Raw genomic sequence first — 18,158 nt, 5'->3', positions numbered from 1 at the left:
ATATAAATTTTAAAGGATAAGAATATAGGCATATATAGGAAATATTTGAGGTTGAAATACTTACCTTAATACAATATAATATAATAAGATGTTTACGAACGTTTTTAAAGAAAAATAAAAATTTGTCCTTAACATTTATTAGTGAGGTGTATTTTATGTATAAATGTGCATTAATTTTAGCTGCAGGTCAAGGAACTAGAATTAAATCAAATTTACCTAAGGTTCTACATAAGGTTTGTGGAAAAGAAATGGTGAATCATGTTATTGACACAATGAGAAAAGCAGAAATAGATGATATAAATGTAATAATAGGTAAAGGAGCAGAATTAGTAAAAGAAAAAACTGCTTCAAGGAATATTAGTTATTCATTGCAAGAGGAACAATTAGGTACAGGTCATGCGGTAAAATGTGCAGTTGATTTCTTAAAAGGAAAAAAAGGTGTTGTAGGCGTATTTGCAGGAGATGCTCCTTTAATTAAGCCTGAAACTATACAAAAATTATTTGAAACTCATTATAAAAATAATAATGAAGCTACTTTGCTATCTTCAATAGTTCAAGATCCAACAGGATATGGAAGAGTCGTTAGAGATGGAGAAGAAGTTTTAAAGATAGTAGAGCATAAAGATTGTACAGAAGAAGAATTAAAAATAAATGAAATGAATGCTGCAATATATTGCTTTGATATTGAAAGTTTATTAAATTCATTAGAAAAGCTATCTAATGATAATAAACAAGGAGAGTATTATTTAACAGATGTTATAGGAATACTTAAAAATGAAGGAAAAAGAGTTGGAGCTTTATCAATAGATTATGAAGAAACTATTGGAGTTAATTCAAGAGTGCAACTTTCAGAAGCAGAAAATATATTAAGAAAAAGAATAAATAATAGACATATGGAAAATGGAGTTAAATTAATTGATCCAAATTCAACATATATAGGTGATGATGTTGAAATAGGAAGAGATACTGTAATATATCCAGGAAATGTTATAGAGGGAAATACTAAAATAGGAGAAAACGTAGTATTATATCCAAATTCAAGGATATCAAATAGTACGATTTCTAATAACGTAGAAATTCAATCATCTGTAATAATAGATAGTAAGATTGGTGAAGGAACTACAGTTGGACCTTTTGCATACATAAGACCTGAATCAGTAATTGGAAACAATGCTAGAATAGGTGATTTTGTAGAAATTAAAAAGTCTAATATAGGAGATAATACAAAAGTATCTCATTTAACATATATAGGCGATGCAAACGTAGGGGAAAATTGTAATTTTGGATGTGGAACAGTTGTAGTTAATTATGATGGAAAGAAAAAACATACTACAACTATAGGTAACAATAGTTTTATAGGATGCAATACTAATTTAGTATCTCCAGTTACTGTAGAAGATAATACTTACATTGCTGCAGGTTCTACTATAGTTAATGATGTAAAAAAAGGAGAGCTTGCTATAGCTAGGTCTAAACAAAGAAATATTGAAGGTTGGGTAGATAAAAAAGGTCTTACCAATAAATAAATATTTAGATAAACAAAAGTATTTTAAAATTTAAGGAGGTCTTCACATAATGATAACCCATGGAAAAAACATTAAAATATTCACTGGAAACTCACATCCAGAACTTGCACAGGAAATTGCAGATATATTAGGATTACCACTTGGTAAGGCAAAGGTTTCAACTTTTAGTGATGGAGAAATATCTGTCGATATTGGAGAAACAGTAAGAGGAGCTGACGTTTTTTTAGTTCAATCAACTAGTTCACCAGTTAATGATAACTTAATGGAACTATTAATTATGATAGATGCATTTAAGAGAGCTTCAGCTGGTAGAATAACAGTTGTTATGCCATACTATGGATATGCTAGACAAGATAGAAAAGCTAAATCAAGAGATCCAATTACAGCAAAATTAGTTGCTGATCTATTAACAGCAGCAGGAGCTCATAGAGTATTAACTATGGATTTACATGCAGCCCAAATTCAAGGATACTTTAATATACCAGTTGATCATTTATTAGGATCACCAATATTAGGAAAGTATTTTGTTGATAAAGGATTCGATGAAGATGATGATGTAGTAGTAGTTTCGCCTGATTTAGGAAGTGTAACTAGAGCTAGAAAGTTTGCAGATAGATTACATGCACCAATAGCGATTATTGATAAAAGAAGACCAAAAGCAAATGTATCAGAAATAATGAATATTATAGGTGATATAAAAGGTAAAAAATGTATCCTAATAGATGATATGATAGATACAGCAGGAACTATAGCAAATGCAGCTAATGCTTTAAAGGATTTAGGTGCTAAAAATGTTTATGCATGTTGTACTCATGGGGTTTTATCAGGACCAGCATTTGAAAGAATAAATAATTCAGCAATTGAAGAATTAGTTATGCTAAATACTATAAAGTTACCAGAAAGAGACGGATTAATTAAATTTAAGGCATTATCAGTAGCACCTTTATTTGCAGAAGCTATAAAGAGAATATATGATGATGAACCAATAAGTAAATTATTTGAATCTTAATACATATTAGGATAAAAAACCTCTAAGAAGCACAAACTTTTTAGAGGTTTATTATTTTACTATTTAGGAAATTATAAAAATAAGATTAATAAATTGTAAAGATTATTAATTATTATTTATAATTCTAATAAAAGAAATAATATAAGTATCAAATCAATTATAATAAAAATAAGGAAGGTGTTTTTATGGATAATAGATTAGGAAAAGTATTAATTGTAGATGATGATGAAAATATATGTGAAGTTATAAATATGTATTTATTAAGTGCTGGATATGAAACAAGAAAATGTTTTAATGGACGAGAAGCATGTAATATATTTACAGAGTTTAAACCTGATATAGTTTTATTAGATATTATGATTCCTGGAATAGATGGAATTGAAGTATTAAAGTGGATAAGAAGAAATAATGAAATTCCTGTAATAATGTTAACAGCTAAGGGCGATACTTTTGATAAAGTTCTAGCATTAGAACTTGGAGCGGATGATTATGTAGTAAAGCCTTTTGAACCTAAAGAACTTTTAGCAAGAGTAAAAGCTGTTATGAGAAGGTATAATTATGATGAAAAAGATACTGAGATAATAAACTATTCAGATTTAAATATAGATGCAAATTCATATAGTGTAGTTTATAAAGGCACAGAAATAAAGATGCCACCAAAGGAATTTGAACTACTACATTATTTAGCAAGTAATAAAAATAAAGTTTTTACTAGAGAGCAGTTATTATGCGAGGTTTGGGGTTATGATTATCCTGGAGATTCAAGAACTGTAGATGTTCATATAAAAAGATTAAGAGAAAAATTAAATGGAGGAGATAATTGGCAAATTGAAACTGTATGGGGCGTGGGATACAAGTTTGAGGTGAAATAGATGAAAAAGAAAAGCGTAATATACAAGCTTTTAATTACATTTTCATCAATTACATCATTATTTTTAATACTTATAGGAATGTTTTTTACTGCTTGGATAAATAAAGAGTATTATGATGATAAAGATAGACGTATAAAAAAATATATAGAAATAATAGAGGAATCTACAACAGAATTTTTAAATAACAATGAAGAGGGTTTTGAAGATTTAAAAAACACTATGAAAATAATAAAGGCTTCTGTTGATATGGATTCATTAATTGTTGATAGCCAAGGGTATATTTATGCTGTTTCAGATAATGAACTATCTCAGTTAAAGTATACTAAAATAAAAATTGATGACACGGATATGGAGTTATTAAAGACAGGAGAAATTATAAAAAGAGACTTCATAATTAATTCTAATAAAAGATATAAGGCTTATTATAAACCTTTATTTAATAATAATAGCTTTAATGGAATAACTGTTTTAATAGAGATACAAAAGAAATCTAGTATACATAATTTATATACAATAGTATGGCTAGGTGTATTAATAGCTGTTATACTATCTAGCATTGGTGTTTACTATTTAGCACAAAGAATATTAATAAAACCACTAGCAAAGATCAATAATGCAGCTAAGAAACTTGCAAAGGGAGAAGTGGAAAAAAGAGTTTACATAGATTCTGAAGATGAAATTGGTGAATTAGCAGAATCCTTTAATATAATGGCAGAATCCTTGGAAAAAGTAGATACAGTAAGAAAAGAATTTATTTCTAATGTTTCTCATGAATTAAGATCTCCTATAACATCTATAAAGGGATTTATAACAGGTATTATAGACGGTGTAATACCAAAAGATAAGGAAAACTATTATTTAAATATAGTTAATGATGAAATAGGGAGACTTTCTAGACTTGTATCGGATTTATTAGATATATCTTCTATGGAATCTGGAAAATTTAAATTAAATATTGTTGAAATGGATATTAATGAAATAATAAGAGTTTGTATATTAAATTTAGAAGGTAAAATAGAAGAGAAAAAGATGAAGGTAGAAGTTATCTTTAATGATAATCATGAGTATTGTCTTGGAGATAGAGATAGAATAATTCAAGTTGTAATTAATATTATAGAAAATGCAATTAAATATGGACATGAAGGTGGGAAAATAGAAATAGAAACATTTACTAAGGGAGAATTAGTGTATGTAAGTATATTTAATAGTGGTCCAACAATCCTTAAAGAAGATATAAATAAGATTTGGGAAAGATTTTATAAGGTGGATAAGTCTAGGACTAATAAAGTTAGTATGGGATTAGGATTACCAATAGTACGATTAATATTAACTCAACATAATCAAGATATTTGGGTTGATAATATTATTAATAAAGGTGTTAAATTTACATTTACTTTAAAGAGAAGTGCTAAAAAGTAGTTTTTTTGAAGGAGTGTGAAACATGAGTAAAGAAGATAATTTTCCTTCAATACAATTTAAAAGAAAAAAAGTAAAATCTAATGTAAAAATTATTATAAAGTTTTTAAGGATTTTCTTAATATGTATTATATTGGTTATAATTTTATATAGCTCGTTTATTAATATTAAATATAAACAAAATATTATAGACATGAATAATAAAATTCAAAATAGCAATATAATTTTAGAATACTCAAGTTTAATTGATAAAGTTAAAAATTCAATAGTTACTATATCTAGAAGTGAAGAAAATCTTAGTAAAGGCGAATTTGTAGAAGGTAATACAACAGGAATAATAATTGAAAGTGATGGAAAAATATTAACTAATTACTCTGTAATAAGTGATGTTAATAATATATATGTAGAACTTCCTTTAATTGGTTCAGAGCCAATCAAAGCTGATGTTATAGTAGCTAATAAAGATATTGATATAGCAATAATTAAAGTGTATCATGATGAAGAATTAACACCAATTAAAATTGCTCCTAGAAGTGATTTAATAGAAGGAAAAAGAGTAGCTTTAATCAGCAATTCAACTGGTAGTGAGTATATAGATAGTGTAATTCCTGGAGTAATTACCTCTACTAATAGGAAATTAAATATTAATGATAAGAGTTATGATTTAGTAGAAGTAAACACACCAATTAATATAATGAATACAGGTGGAGTAATAAGCAATGCAAATGGAGAACTTATAGGTATTGCAAGTAAAAAGGCAACTGATGATATGAATATAAGTGGTTTATATTATGCTTTAGATTTAAGTTCTATAGAAAAAGTTCTTAATAATACAAATGAAATAAAAAGTATATTAGGAATTTTAGAAGGTGGATTCATAGAGAATAAAGAAAATGGAGATAATTTTATGGGATTATATGTGGCTAGAATAAATCTTAATAATAGCTCCTATGAATCAGAATTAAAACCAACTGATATAATATTTGAAATAGATGGTAAAAAAATAAATAATACAAATGAAGTTCTAAAAATGCTTAAAAATAAGAAAGCTGGAGATAATATTACTTGTAAAGTAATGAGGGGCGGAAAAGAAGAAGAGATAAATATACGATTATATAATGTTAATAAATAGCAACCAAATAATAGAGTTGCTATTTTTTTTAAAAGTCTTTTATTATTGTAAAAAACTAGTATAATAATAAATATGCAAACATTCAATAGGAGGTCAAAATACTATGTTTTTAATTGTAGGTCTAGGAAATCCAGGTAAGGAATATGATGGAACTAGACATAATATCGGATTTGAAGCTATAGATTATCTATCTAAGAAGTATAATATAGATGTAAACAGGACAAAATTTAAAGGGGTATTTGGGGAAGGTTTTATAAACAATAAAAAGGTAGTTTTATTAAAACCAAGTACTTATATGAATTTAAGTGGTGAAAGTATAAGGGAAGCTATTAATTTTTATAAATTAGAAAATGAAGAAGTTTTAGTCATATATGATGATATAAGTTTAGAAGTAGGTAAGCTTAGAATTAGAGAAAAAGGAAGTGCAGGGGGACATAACGGTATAAAAAGTATAATATCTAATATGAGCACAGATATTTTTCCAAGAATTAAGATAGGTGTAGGACAACCTAAGGGGGACTTAGTTTCGCATGTATTGGGTAAGTTTAATCAAGAAGAAATAAACGACTTAAATGAAGTTATAGAATCATCTTCTGAAGCTGTTGAAATAATAATTAAAGATGGTACAAAAGAAGCTATGAACAAGTTAAATGGATTTAAGCTATCAAAAAATAAATAGTAAGGATGGTGTATTTAAATGAGATTAAAGGGGGCATTGCAACCCTTAATAGACAGTTCTACTTTTAATGAAATAATAGCTGATATAAAAAGTGATAAATATCCTATAAATATAAATGGATTGTCTGATTCGGGAAAGAGTTATGGTATATTTGGGATTTATGAAAGTATAAATTCCTCAATGGTTATTTTAACTCATAGTGATATGGAAGCTAAAAATATATATGAAGATTTAAGCTTTTATACTAATGATGTCTATTACTTCCCGGCAAAGGAAGTAGTTTTTTATAATATAGATGCTATATCTGGAGATTTAAGATGGGCTAGATTAAAAGTAATTAAGGAAATATTAAATAATAATAAAAAAATAATAGTTACTTCAATTGATTCACTAACATCAGTTTATACTCCTAAAGATTTATTTATGAAATATAATATAATCTTAAATGTAGATCAAGATATTAATTTTAAGGAACTATCTAGAAAACTTTTAGAGTGTGGATATGAAAGAGTTGAAGCTGTAGAAGGCAAGGGAGAATTTTCTTTAAGAGGAGGAATATTAGATGTATTTCCGCCTACATCAACATATCCATATAGAATAGAGCTTTTTGGAGATACGATAGATTCCATAAGAACATTTAACACTGATTCCCAAAGAAGTATTGAAAAGGTTGACAGCATGGAGATTTTCCCTGCTAAGGAAATTATATTAAGTGAAGAAGCTCTAAATAGAGGAAAAGAAAATATTTTAAAAGAACTTGAAGAAGTAAAATCTAGCGATAAATCAGATAAAGAAAGAATAGAAAAGTTAGAAGCTTTAGTAACAGCTAACATAGAATCTTTAACAGAAACATTAACATTTGAAACTGTAGATAGTTATTTGCCTTACTTTTATGAAAAGCCAGATAGCTTTTTTGATTATGTAAAAAATTATGTATATATAGTAGATGAAGTTAAGAAATGCGAAGGAAAGCTTGAGAGTTGTTATTTTGAGTTTAAGGAAAATTATGAAGCCTTTTTACAAAGGGGAGGAATATTACCTTCTCAAAGTAATCTTTTAATAGATAAAGAAGTATTAATAGAAAAATTAGAATCTAATGAAGTAATAACATTAGATGTTTTTGCAACGAATTCAAACATATTAAATCCTATTAACAAATATTCGTTAAATGGAATAACATTAAATAGCTACCAAGGCCAATTAGATCTTTTAATTGATGATATTAAAGAAAAAAAAGCTAAAGGATATAAGACGATTATTTTATCAGGAACTAGACCTAGAGGTAAAAGACTAGTTAATACATTAAGAGATAGGGAAATTGAAAGTGTTTATAGAGATGAAATAAGTTCTGTAGAGTTCGGTGAAGTAGTAATTACATTTGGTAACTTATTAAAGGGGTTTGAGTATCCAGATTTAAAAATATGTGTAATTTCAGATAAAGACGTTTTTGGTGAAGCAAAGAGAAAAATTTCTAAAAGAAAAACAAATAGAAAAGGTATAGGAAAAATTAAGAGCTTTGCAGAGCTTAAGTTAGGAGATTATGTAGTCCATGCTAATCATGGAGTAGGTGTATATAAAGGAATAAAACAAATTGAGGTAGGAGGTCATAAAAGAGATTACTTAGATATTGTTTATGATAAGGGAGATAAATTATATGTACCTGTTGATCAGCTTGATTTAGTTCAAAAGTATATAGGCTCAGAAGGAAAGACACCTAAGATAAATAAATTAGGTAGTAATGATTGGAGCAAGGCAAAAGCTAAAGTTAAAAAATCTATAAATGAAATAGCTCAAGATTTAGTTAAACTTTATGCAACGAGAGCCACATTAAGAGGACACAAATTTAATAAGGATACTGAATGGCAAAGACAATTTGAAGATGAGTTTCCATTTGAAGAAACTCCTGACCAATTAACATCTCTTGAAGAAATTAAAAAGGATATGGAATCTGATAAGCCTATGGATAGACTTCTTTGTGGTGATGTTGGATATGGAAAAACAGAAGTTGCTATTAGAGCTGCATTTAAGGCAGTAATGGATGGAAAACAAGTTGCTTTTCTAGTACCTACAACAATACTTGCAGAACAACATTACAAAAATTTGCTTAAAAGATTTTCAGATTTCCCTGTGAAAATAGATATGATTAGTAGATTTAGAAGTGCTAAAGAGCAAAAAGCTACTCTTCAAGCAGTAAAAGAAGGTAATGTAGATATATTAATTGGAACTCATAGATTAGTTTCTAAGGATATAAATTTTAAAGACTTAGGTTTATTAATAATAGATGAAGAGCAAAGATTTGGAGTAGCTCAAAAAGAAAAAATTAAAAGCTTAAAGAAAAATGTTGATGTATTAACTTTAAGTGCTACACCAATTCCAAGAACCCTTCATATGTCTTTAACTGGAGCGAGAGATATATCTGTAATAGAGACGCCTCCAGAAGAAAGATATCCTATTCAAACCTATGTAGTAGAACAAAATGATCAATTAGTTAGAGATGCCATTTTAAGAGAAGTTAATAGAGATGGTCAAGTTTACTATGTTTACAATAGAGTAGAAAGTATAGAAGGTATGGCCAAGTATTTATCAGATTTAGTGCCAGAATGTAAGGTTGGAATTATTCATGGACAAATGACAGAAAGACAGCTAGAAAAAGAAATGGTAAGCTTTATGAATAGAGAATACGATGTTCTAGTATGTACGACTATAATAGAAACAGGAATAGATATTCCTAATGTAAATACTATGATTATTCATGATTCTGACAAAATGGGACTATCTCAACTTTATCAATTAAGAGGAAGAGTTGGTAGATCAAATAGAATAGCTTATGCATATTTTATGTATACAAAGGATAAAATTTTAACGGAAGTAGCTGAAAAGAGATTAAAGGCACTTAAGGATTTTACAGAGCTTGGCTCTGGTTTCAAAATAGCTATGAGAGATTTAGAAATAAGAGGAGCAGGAAATATGATGGGGTCTGCTCAACATGGGCATATGGCTGCTATTGGATATGATTTATATTGTAGAATGCTAGAGGATACTATAAGAATAATTAAGGGTGAAATAGAAAAAGAACCAATAGAGACAACTGTAGATATAAAAGTAGATGCATATATACCAGGAGTTTATATAGAAGACGAAATTCAAAAAATAGAAGTATATAAGAAGATTGCCGCAATAGAAAGCTTAGATGATTATATGGATATTAAGGCAGAACTTGAAGATAGATATTCAGAAATACCAGAGCCTGTATATAATTTAATGGATATAGCATATATAAAAAGTAGAGCAAAATTACTTTCGATAGAAGAAATTAAGGAAACTCCTAAGGAAATCAAGTTTATTTTTGCAGATGGAACAAATAATCTAAATGAAATCTACAAATACTTATTAGCAAATTATAAAGATAAAGTATTTTTAATGTTTGGAGATAAACCTTATTTTGGAATAAGAAATTCGGAAGTAAAAAAAGAAGGTATATTAGGGCTGTTTAAGGAAATTTTAGATAACTTAACAAAAAATATACAAAGTTAATTTAATAAATTGAATAACTGACACAATATTGATATACTATTTGTGTATAATTAAATGGGTTTAACAAATTAAATAGAAATGAGGGAACATCATTGGTTAAAATTAAAAGATTAATAGCTACGGCAGCATTAAGCATTTTCGCTTTTTCAGCAGTTGGGTGTGAAATGATACAAAAGACACCTGAAGCTATAGCGAATACTGTATTAGCTAAGGTTGGAGACATTAAAATTACAAGAGGAGATGTTGATGAGATAGCAGATCCTTACTTAGAACAATATTACGGTGCTGATTATGAAACAAATACAGAAATAGCAGATGCTGTAAAAGAGTTAAGACTTCAAGCAATAGATGTATTAGTTGAAGAAAAACTTATGTATAAAAAAGCTGAAGAACTTGGAGTACTTCCAACACAAGAAGAAATAGATGAAGAAGTTCAAAGTTATATAGAGAGTTTAAAAGAAAAATTAGGTGGAGAAGATGAATTTAATTCTGCTTTAGAAGATGCAGAATTAACTTTAGAAGAGTATACAGAAAAGTTAAATGAGAGCATGGAGACTAATTTAATTAGTACTAATGTGACTAATGAAATATTTAAGGACATAAGTGTTTCTGATGATGAAATAAAAGCTTATTATGATGAGAACTTAGATAGTTATAGATCAGCAACAGTTTCTCATATTTTAATTAGTGATGAAGAGACTGCTAAGGAAGTAAGAGAAAGAGCTGCAAATGGAGAAGATTTTGCTGAATTAGCTAAAGAATATTCTGAAGATACAGGAACTAGTGAAAATGGTGGTAGCTTAGGAACAGTTACTTATGATACTACTCAATATGTTCAAGAGTTTACAGATGCATTTAAGCAATTAAAAGATGGCGAAATATCTGAACCTGTAAAGAGTGATTATGGATACCACATAATAAAAGTTACTGATTACAAAGAGCAAACTTTAGATGAAGCAAAAGATTCAATAAAGACTTCAATTGAAAATGAAAAGAAAAATGAAATATATACATCATCTATAGAACAATGGAAAAATGATTATAAAGTTAAAACATACGAAAATAGACTTTAATAAAATAAAAAAAGAAATTTAGCATAAGCTGAATTTCTTTTTTTTATTTATAGAAAATTATAAAAATGTTACCTTAATACTTCTTTATTAAATTTAATATTAAAATAAATGGGGAAATTTCTTGTATTTACAGAGAATAAAAAGAGGAAAAAAATAATATAAACAGATTTTTTGTTATAAAATTTGGTTATATGGGTATAAAATTTCTAAGAAGTCAAATAATAATATTGCAACTTATATTAATAAAGGAGGGAGCATATAATAATGAAAGCAACAGGGATTGTTAGACGTATTGATGACTTAGGAAGGGTTGTTATACCAAAAGAAATAAGAAGAACTTTAAGAATTAGAGAAGGAGATCCATTAGAGATTTTCACTGATAGAGAAGGTGGAGTTATCTTAAAAAAATACTCACCTATTGGAGAATTAACTGATTTTTCAAAGGAATATGCCGAAAGTTTACAACAAGCAATTGGACATATAGTATTGATAGCAGATAAAGATGCATTTATATCAGTAAGTGGTGGATCTAAAAAGGAATATGTTGAAAGAAAAGTTAGTGCTGAACTAGAAAAAATAATGGAAGATAGAAAAGCAGTTTTAATAACTGACCAAAGCAAAACTATTCCATTACATAATGATGAAGAACCAGGAAAGTATACTAGCCAAGTAATTTCTCCAATAATTGCTGAGGGAGATGCTATAGGTGCAGTTATTATCCTATCTAAAGAATCAGGAGAAGCATTAGGAGAATTAGAATTAAAGTTAGCAGAAACAGCTTCAGCTTTCTTAGGTAAACAAATGGAACAATAGTAGAATATATTAATTAAATATAAAGTTATCAATAAAAGTAATAATACCTCCAAACTTTAAATAAAAATTATTAAAGTAATTTAAAGTTTGGAGGTATTTTATGAAGAAACAATCGCTAGTAAAGGCAAGTTTAATATTAGGAATAGCAGGAATAGTAGCAAGATTCTTAGGGCTATTTTTTAGATGGCCATTAATTATGCTCATAGGTGATGAGGGAGTAGGGTATTATCAAATGTCATATCCATTATATATGTTTTTCGTTGCTATGGCTTCAGGGGTTCCTGTGGCTATTTCAAAGATGATTTCTGAAAAAAAAGCAAAGGGAGATATAGAAGGCATATTTGTAATACTTAAAGAGTCCAGCATATTAATGATGTTTATGGGAATAGGTACAACCTTAATATTGTTTATATTTGCAAAACCTATAATAAAATTTGTTCAATGGGATATGAAATCTTATTATTCATTACTTGGAATATCTTTTGCCCCTTTTATAATATCTATTATGACAATCTACAGAGGATTTTTTCAAGGATTACAAAATATGACACCATCAGGTGTATCTCAGATTTTAGAACAAATAGGAAGAGTTATAATTGGAGTTGGACTTGCTATATTGCTTTTACCGAAGGGAATAGAATATGCAGCAGGGGGAGCAGCTTTTGGAGCAGCAGCAGGAGGAGTAATAGGAGCAAGTTATTTACATGAAAAGTATAAAAAAGTTAAAAAGGAAATGTGGAATAAAAAAGTCAAAAGTAATCCTGAGGTATTAACATCTATTTTAAAAATAGCGCTACCAATTTCCGTCGGGGCTACGGTTGGAACTATAATGAGTCTGATAGATTCTATACTTGTTCCTCAAAAATTATTGCAAGCGGGATTATCATCAGAACAAGCTACTGTTTTATATGCACAACTTACTGGGAAGGCTAACGTTATAACTAATATTCCTTTAACTTTATCTATAGCTTTAGGAACGTCATTAATTCCTATAATAGCAGAAAGTTATATAATGAATAAAAGGAGTGAATTAGAGTCTAAAGTCCAATTATCTATGAAAATGTCGATGATAATTGCAATGCCTTGTACATTAGGATTATTTTTTCTTGCAGGACCAATAATGAAAGTTATATTTCCTGGGAAATATGATGGAATTTTAATATTGAAGTATTTATCTTTATCAATTCCATTTATTATAATAACCCAAACAACTACATCAATAATGCAAGGAATAGGACATTATATAAGACCAATAATTAATTTGTTTATAGGCTGTATAATAAAAGTTATATTAACTTTTGTTTTAGTATCAATGCCAGAAATAAATATTTATGGAGCTGTTATAGCAAGTATATCTGCTTATTTAGTTGCAACATTACTTAATTTAATTTCTTTAAAAGGTAAGCTTAAGTTAAGACTTAAAGTATATGAAAACTTTGTAAAGCCAATTTTAGCAGCTTTAATTATGACTATAGGTGTATTATTTTCGTATATATTTGTATTTAATAAAACAGGAAGTAATACTTCTTCTTGCTTAATAGCTATATTTTTGGGTATTATTATATATGGAATATTAATATTGTTACTTAGAATATTTAGTATAGATGAAATTAAAAGTAGAATTGCAAAAAATTAAAAAGTAAGGAGAGAACCTAATGATAAAGATAATAGGTTTAGGACCTGGAGCACCAGAAGCATTGACTATTGGAGCAGTTAATGCCTTAGAAGAAGGGAAAAATGTATACTTTAGAACAGAAAAGCATCCAACTGTAGATTATTTAAAGAAAAGGATGAAAGATTTTAAAACATATGACCACTATTATGAAGTTTCTGAGAACTTTGATGAAGTATATTCTAGTATAGCCAATGATATAATTAAAAACTATAATGATTTAGAAGAAATAATATACGCAGTTCCAGGGCATCCATTAGTAGCTGAAAAGTCTGTGTTTAATCTTATAAACTTATGTGATGAAAAGGGAATTAAGTATGAAATAGTTCCTGCAGTAAGCTTTATAGATGCTATGATGGATGTATTAAAGATAGATCCAATAGAGGGTTTAAAAGTTATTGATGCCTTTGATATAAACAATCAAGTGCTGGATAAGAGAATAGGAACTATAATAACTCAAGTTTATAATCCTTTAATAGCATCAGAAGTTAAGTTAAGATTACTTGATTACTACAATGATGATACTGAAATATATTTTGTTAGAGCTGCAGGTATAGTTGGAGAAGAGTCTGTTAGAAAAATTCCAATTTATGAGCTTGATATGCAAGAGGACATAGATTATTTAACTTCTATCTATATACCAAAGGATATGAATAATAAAAAAGATTTCAATGATTTAGTAGAAATTGTAGATACACTAAGAGGAGAAAATGGCTGTCCTTGGGATATGGAACAAACTCATGAGAGCATAAAAAATCAGCTTTTAGAAGAAGCGTATGAGTTAGTAGATAGTATAAATAATGATGATATAGATGGAATGATAGAAGAACTAGGAGATGTGTTATTACATGTAGTATTCCATGCATCTATAGGAAAAGATGATGGGTATTTTAATATTTATGATGTAATTGGCTCAATATGTGATAAAATGATTTATAGACACCCTCATGTCTTTGGAGACTTAGATGTTTCAAATAGTAGTGAAGTATTAGATAATTGGGAAGATCTTAAGAAAAAAGAAAAGCACTTTGAAACTATAACTGATGAAATGAAGGCTGTAGCTAAAGCACTACCAGCTTTAATAAGAGCTAATAAGGTTCAAAAAAAGGCAGCTAAGGTTGGTTTTGATTGGGAAAAGGTAGAAGAAGCAGCTTTAAAAGTTGAAGAAGAATTGAAAGAGGTATTAGATGTATATAAATCCAATAATAAGGAAAAAATAAAAGGTGAAGTAGGAGACTTGATTTTTGCTTGCGTAAATGTAGCAAGGCTGTTAAAGATAGATGAAGAAGAAGCTCTAAATTCAACTATCAAAAAATTTATAAATAGATTCTCTTTTATAGAAAATGAAGCAATAAAAAATAATAAAACTCTAAATGAAATGACATTAGAAGAAATGGATGAAATTTGGAATAGAGCAAAAGGTGAAGAATTTGATAAAAATAAGAAGGATTTATAAAATTTTTGAAGAATATTATATAATGAATTATACTATACTATAAATAACTTATTGTAATAAATAGCTTTTATAACAAAAAATTCATAATGTTATAGACTAGTATCAAAAGACGATATATAATAAGATAATGTAGTTATAGTACATATAACAGTAATAGTTAACTACTAAAATATACACGGGTTATTTAAGGAGGATGTAATTGTGAATAAAGCAGAATTAATCACTAGCATGTCAGAAAAAAGTAAATTAACTAAAAAGGATGCTGAATTAGCATTAAAAGCATTTATAGAAAGCGTTGAAGAAGCGTTAGAAAAAGGCGAAAAAGTACAATTAGTTGGCTTTGGTACTTTTGAAACTAGAGAAAGAGCTGCAAGAGAAGGAAGAAATCCAAGAACTAAAGAAACAATAAGCATTCCTGCTTCAACTGTTCCAGTATTCAAAGCAGGTAAGGAATTTAAAGAAAAAGTAAATAAATAGTTTATAATGGAACCCGAGTTTACTCGGGTTCTTTTAATAAATAATGAATTTAAGGAGTGTATATTATGAGATTAGATAAATACCTTAAGGTTTCTAGAATTATAAAGAGAAGAACGGTAGCGAAGGAAGTTTGTGAAGGTGATAGAGTTTCTATTAATGGAAAGGTAGCAAAACCTTCTACAACTGTAAAAGAAGGAGATATAATTGAAATTCAGTTTGCAAATAGATCATTAAAAGCAAGAATAATAAATATAGTAGAGCATGTAAAAAAAGAAAATGCAAAAGAAATGTATGAGATACTAGAAGGAGAAGAAGATAAAGAATAAAAAGAATATCTCTTTCATATATTTTTATAAAGAGTATGTGGAGGAGATAAGATGGAAAAGAAAAGTGAAGGTAGACTTGAAGAACCAAGGGGAAATATAATTTTAGAAAATAGAAAGAAATTAGTTCTTACAGGGGCAGAAGAGGTTATAAGCTTTGATGATGAAAAGATTTTATTAAATACAAGCCTAGGATTTTTAACTATTAAGGGATCTGAATTAAAAATGAATAAATTAGACGTTCAAAATGGGGATGTAATAATAGTTGGAAATGTATCTTCCATAGTGTATAGTGGTAAAGAAGTAAAAAAAGAAAAAGAAAGTATAATTTCTAAATTATTTAAGTAGGATGATATGCCGTTAACTTTAGAAGTTCAATTTAACATAGTTTTATATTCCATATTTTCTGGAATATTAACTGGGATATTATTTGATTTATATAACATAATAAGAGGAGTAAAAGTTCCGAAAATAATAGTGTTTATAGAGGATATATTATTTTGGATTCTTACTGCTATTATAGTATTTGCTTTTTTACTTTATACAAACTATGCTTTCTTAGGTCCCTATGTATATATTTTTATGATTTTAACTTTAATCTTTCATATAAAATTTATAAGCCCTAAGGTTTTGAAGGTAGAGTTATATATAATTAATAAAATCAGTAAGTTTATAAGAGTTATTTTAAAGACAACTATTTATCCTATTAAAATAATATATTATAGTATTTCTGGGAAAAAATGAAGGAAATGTCATGAACATAAAAAAATAACTTGAATAAAATATTTATAGTGTATAAAATATATAATATAATATATTTGAAGAGGGTGAGAGCAATTAAAAAGCAAGCAACTCTTAAAAGATTAATTATAGTTTTTATTTTTGCGATTTTTATTATTAATTATATAAAACAAGAACTTACAATGAGAAGAATTCAAGAAGACATTGTTATTAGTCAAGAAGAATTACAAGAGCTTAAGGATAAGAATAGTAAATTAGAATCGGATCTTAAAAAGGTAAATGAATCTAATGAATATCTTGAAAAGCTTGCAAGAGAAAGACTAGGCATGATCAAAGAAGGAGAAAAAGTTGTAAATTCTGAAAAGCAAAATTAAAGAATATGTTTTAGAAATATTTAAATGAGGTTATTATTATAATAACATATATTATTTAATTTTAAGGAGGAATCTTTGTAACATGACCTTGATGGCAGGAAACATATTAGAAGGTACAGTAGTTAATATAACTAGTTTTGGAGCTTTCGTAGAAATAGAGGGTAAAACAGGGCTGGTTCACATTTCAGAAGTAGCAGATTCATTTGTTAAGGATATTAGACAACATCTTAATGAACAAGATAAAGTTAAGGTGAAAGTAATATCAATTGATGATAATGGAAAAATAAGTTTATCAATAAAACAAGCAAATGTTCAAAAAAAATCAGTTAAGCCTGTAGAAATAGATTGGTCTTCAGAAAGTAAAAAGACTAGTACAAATACAGGGAATTTCGAAGATATAATGTCAAGGTTCTTAAAAGACAGCGAAGAAAGAATGCAAGATGTAAAAAAGAAACAAGATTTTAAATCTAAGGGATCTAGAAAAAGTTATTAATAAATGAAATTTGACATCATATAAATTTAATATATAAATCTAAAAAAACAGAGGTTAGCTTTAAATAACTTCTGTTTTTTATTACATGCTATTATTTTTAATATGAGTTAATTTTATGTATAAAAAATCAGTAAAGAAAAAATTAAAAAAATATGTTGACACTATGTAAAACATAATATATAATTAATTTTGTCGCTGAGGGGCGACAGAAAAAATATGCTGAAGTGGCGGAACAGGCAGACGCACAGGACTTAAAATCCTGCGGTAGCGATACCGTACCGGTTCGATTCCGGTCTTCAGCACCAAGCTAAATTCAACTTAAATATCGCGGGGTGGAGCAGTTGGCAGCTCGTCGGGCTCATAACCCGAAGGTCGTAGGTTCAAGTCCTGCCCCCGCAACCAAAGATATGGCGGAATAGCTCAGCTGGCTAGAGCACTCGGTTCATACCCGAGGTGTCGTAGGTTCAAGTCCTATTTCCGCTACCATACACGCTGAAGTGGCGGAACAGGCAGACGCACAGGACTTAAAATCCTGCGGTAGCGATACCGTACCGGTTCGATTCCGGTC

Annotated in this window: 17 protein-coding genes and 3 tRNA genes; all 20 read left to right on the top strand. The window is 28.2% G+C overall.

The window, feature by feature from the left end; genetic code table 11:
• Positions 1 to 155: 155 nt before the first annotated feature.
• Complete coding sequence (glmU, locus tag H9660_RS08600) at positions 156 to 1,526, top strand: bifunctional UDP-N-acetylglucosamine diphosphorylase/glucosamine-1-phosphate N-acetyltransferase GlmU (protein WP_191749965.1); 1,371 nt, start codon at positions 156 to 158, stop codon at positions 1,524 to 1,526.
• 49 nt (positions 1,527 to 1,575) lie between these two features.
• Positions 1,576 to 2,535 (top strand): ribose-phosphate diphosphokinase, encoded by a 960-nt coding sequence (locus H9660_RS08595; protein WP_191749964.1) that lies wholly within the window; start codon positions 1,576 to 1,578, stop codon positions 2,533 to 2,535.
• Positions 2,536 to 2,720: 185 nt separating this feature from the next.
• Positions 2,721 to 3,407 (top strand): response regulator transcription factor, encoded by a 687-nt coding sequence (locus tag H9660_RS08590; protein WP_191749963.1) that lies wholly within the window; start codon positions 2,721 to 2,723, stop codon positions 3,405 to 3,407.
• Entirely contained in the window at positions 3,408 to 4,826 is a 1,419-nt protein-coding gene (locus H9660_RS08585) for a sensor histidine kinase (protein WP_191749962.1), read from the top strand.
• A 22-nt stretch (positions 4,827 to 4,848) separates the two neighbouring features.
• A complete protein-coding gene (locus tag H9660_RS08580; RefSeq protein ID WP_191749961.1) occupies positions 4,849 to 5,955 on the top strand; it encodes a S1C family serine protease in 1,107 nt (368 codons plus the stop codon).
• 103 nt (positions 5,956 to 6,058) lie between these two features.
• The gene (gene pth / locus H9660_RS08575; protein ID WP_191749960.1) at positions 6,059 to 6,634 is read left to right on the top strand and encodes an aminoacyl-tRNA hydrolase; all 576 of its coding nucleotides are present in this window, start codon (positions 6,059 to 6,061) and stop codon (positions 6,632 to 6,634) included.
• Between the two features lie 18 nt (positions 6,635 to 6,652).
• Positions 6,653 to 10,168 carry a transcription-repair coupling factor gene (mfd, locus tag H9660_RS08570; RefSeq protein WP_191749959.1) on the top strand — a complete coding sequence of 1,172 codons (3,516 nt, stop codon included), beginning with the start codon at positions 6,653 to 6,655 and terminating at the stop codon, positions 10,166 to 10,168.
• Positions 10,169 to 10,260: 92 nt separating this feature from the next.
• Positions 10,261 to 11,241 (top strand): peptidylprolyl isomerase, encoded by a 981-nt coding sequence (locus tag H9660_RS08565; protein ID WP_191749958.1) that lies wholly within the window; start codon positions 10,261 to 10,263, stop codon positions 11,239 to 11,241.
• Between the two features lie 264 nt (positions 11,242 to 11,505).
• The gene (gene spoVT / locus H9660_RS08560; protein ID WP_191749957.1) at positions 11,506 to 12,054 is read left to right on the top strand and encodes a stage V sporulation protein T; all 549 of its coding nucleotides are present in this window, start codon (positions 11,506 to 11,508) and stop codon (positions 12,052 to 12,054) included.
• Between the two features lie 100 nt (positions 12,055 to 12,154).
• Positions 12,155 to 13,690, top strand: a complete 1,536-nt coding sequence (locus H9660_RS08555) for a putative polysaccharide biosynthesis protein (RefSeq protein ID WP_191749956.1) — start codon at positions 12,155 to 12,157, stop codon at positions 13,688 to 13,690.
• Positions 13,691 to 13,709: 19 nt separating this feature from the next.
• On the top strand, positions 13,710 to 15,182 hold the full coding sequence (gene yabN / locus H9660_RS08550) for a bifunctional methyltransferase/pyrophosphohydrolase YabN (RefSeq protein WP_191749955.1): 1,473 nt from the start codon (positions 13,710 to 13,712) through the stop codon (positions 15,180 to 15,182).
• Positions 15,183 to 15,383: 201 nt separating this feature from the next.
• Entirely contained in the window at positions 15,384 to 15,659 is a 276-nt protein-coding gene (locus tag H9660_RS08545) for an HU family DNA-binding protein (RefSeq protein ID WP_066889712.1), read from the top strand.
• A gap of 65 nt (positions 15,660 to 15,724) precedes the next feature.
• Positions 15,725 to 15,985: an RNA-binding S4 domain-containing protein gene (locus H9660_RS08540; protein WP_191749954.1), complete on the top strand. Its 261-nt coding sequence runs from the start codon at positions 15,725 to 15,727 to the stop codon at positions 15,983 to 15,985.
• Between the two features lie 51 nt (positions 15,986 to 16,036).
• Entirely contained in the window at positions 16,037 to 16,330 is a 294-nt protein-coding gene (yabP, locus tag H9660_RS08535) for a sporulation protein YabP (RefSeq protein WP_191749953.1), read from the top strand.
• A gap of 6 nt (positions 16,331 to 16,336) precedes the next feature.
• Positions 16,337 to 16,726 carry a spore cortex biosynthesis protein YabQ gene (gene yabQ, locus H9660_RS08530; protein WP_191749952.1) on the top strand — a complete coding sequence of 130 codons (390 nt, stop codon included), beginning with the start codon at positions 16,337 to 16,339 and terminating at the stop codon, positions 16,724 to 16,726.
• A gap of 83 nt (positions 16,727 to 16,809) precedes the next feature.
• Positions 16,810 to 17,097 (top strand): FtsB family cell division protein, encoded by a 288-nt coding sequence (locus H9660_RS16485; RefSeq protein ID WP_341479584.1) that lies wholly within the window; start codon positions 16,810 to 16,812, stop codon positions 17,095 to 17,097.
• Positions 17,098 to 17,179: 82 nt separating this feature from the next.
• The gene (locus H9660_RS08520) at positions 17,180 to 17,590 is read left to right on the top strand and encodes a S1 domain-containing RNA-binding protein (protein ID WP_191749951.1); all 411 of its coding nucleotides are present in this window, start codon (positions 17,180 to 17,182) and stop codon (positions 17,588 to 17,590) included.
• A gap of 218 nt (positions 17,591 to 17,808) precedes the next feature.
• Positions 17,809 to 17,895: transfer RNA gene (locus H9660_RS08515), tRNA-Leu, on the top strand.
• Between the two features lie 21 nt (positions 17,896 to 17,916).
• Positions 17,917 to 17,992, top strand: a tRNA-Met gene (locus H9660_RS08510).
• 7 nt (positions 17,993 to 17,999) lie between these two features.
• A tRNA-Met gene (locus H9660_RS08505) sits at positions 18,000 to 18,076 on the top strand.
• The last annotated feature ends 82 nt before the right edge of the window (positions 18,077 to 18,158 follow it).

Origin of the sequence: Clostridium gallinarum (genome assembly GCF_014836325.1) — a bacterium.
GTDB classification, from domain to species: domain Bacteria; phylum Bacillota; class Clostridia; order Clostridiales; family Clostridiaceae; genus Clostridium; species Clostridium gallinarum.
This window is presented reverse-complemented; position numbering and strand designations above follow the sequence as displayed.